Origin of the sequence: Vibrio sp. 1159 (assembly GCF_033340395.1) — a bacterium.
GTDB classification, from domain to species: domain Bacteria; phylum Pseudomonadota; class Gammaproteobacteria; order Enterobacterales; family Vibrionaceae; genus Vibrio; species Vibrio alginolyticus.
In genome coordinates, this window is the sequence record NZ_JAWOWL010000191.1 from 1 (window position 1) to 1,039 (window position 1,039).

2 protein-coding genes are annotated in these 1,039 nt (G+C 51.2%); both read right to left on the minus strand.

Features of this window, described 5'->3' with window-relative positions; genetic code table 11:
• Nucleotides 1–254 (minus strand): flagellar hook-basal body complex protein (locus tag R7127_RS26915; protein ID WP_318148764.1); only part of this gene is annotated, 254 nt, incomplete at its 3' end.
• Nucleotides 255–279: 25 nt separating this feature from the next.
• Nucleotides 280–1,011 (minus strand): flagellar basal body rod protein FlgF, encoded by a 732-nt coding sequence (locus R7127_RS26920; protein WP_005464045.1) that lies wholly within the window; start codon nt 1,009–1,011, stop codon nt 280–282.
• Nucleotides 1,012–1,039: the final 28 nt, after the last annotated feature.

The following is a 1,039-nucleotide window of genomic DNA, read 5'->3' on the forward strand; positions in this document are numbered from 1 at the left end:
TTGCCTTGCGTGAACACTTTTTGCGTGCCAACAACGCGCACACCACTACCCAATTGAACACCGCTAGGCAGCTCGTTTACCTGATCCACCGGTGCACCAGGCTGACGCTGAATGCTGTAGAACAAGTCTTCAAATACAACGCGGTCGCGCTTAAAGCCGACGGTGTTTACGTTTGCTAAGTTGTTGGAAATGGCAGTCATCTTCGTGTCCTGCGCTGCCATACCTGTCTTACTTACCCATAATGCCGAATGCATTGGTTATCTCCTTTTGGGGCGAGACTTATCTCGCCGCCATTAATTTGTTACCGGCTTGCGCCAACGTTTCTGCAGTTTTCATCATGCGTACTTGCATCTCGAAGTTACGCGTTAGCGACATCACGCCGATCAGCTCATCGATCGCCGATACGTTACTGCCTTCGATGTGTTCTGGTGCCAATTGCACGGTTTCATCCGCTGCGAATGGCACACCATCAACACTGTGAAGCAAGCTGTCGCTCTCTTTTTGCAGCTGATTGATTTCTGGCTTCACCAGTTTCAATGTGCCGACTGCGATTTCTGCACCGCCGCCCGGTGGAATAACCGAGACAAGACCACGCTCACTGATTTCGATTTTTTGATAATCAGGCACCACCAACGGACCGTTTTCACCCACAACCGGGAATCCGTTGATAGACATTGCGCCAAAGGTATCGATTTGAATGTTACCGGCACGCGTGTAAGCCTCGTTACCCGCTGGCGTTTCTACCGCAAGATAACCTTCACCCATGACGGCAACGTCGAGCGCACGACCTGTTTTCACAACGTCGCCAGAATCAAAACGCGTTGATGCAGAGTTTGTGACCACCATGGTTCGGCCATCAAAGCCCGGGCCTTGTAACTCCACGCTACGAACACGTTCCATATCCGCACGGAAACCTGCGGTATCCGCGTTCGACAAGTTATTCGAACGAACGTGTTGCGCTTTAAGAACTCGGCTTGCACCGGAGGTTGCTGTAAATAACAAGCTATCCATGCAGAGCTCCTATTACACCGCGTTGAAC

Bases quoted from the DNA above. Each gene is read 5' to 3' on its own strand.
- R7127_RS26920 (WP_005464045.1), bottom strand. From the start codon at position 1,011: ATGGATAGCTTGTTATTTACAGCAACCTCCGGTGCAAGCCGAGTTCTT.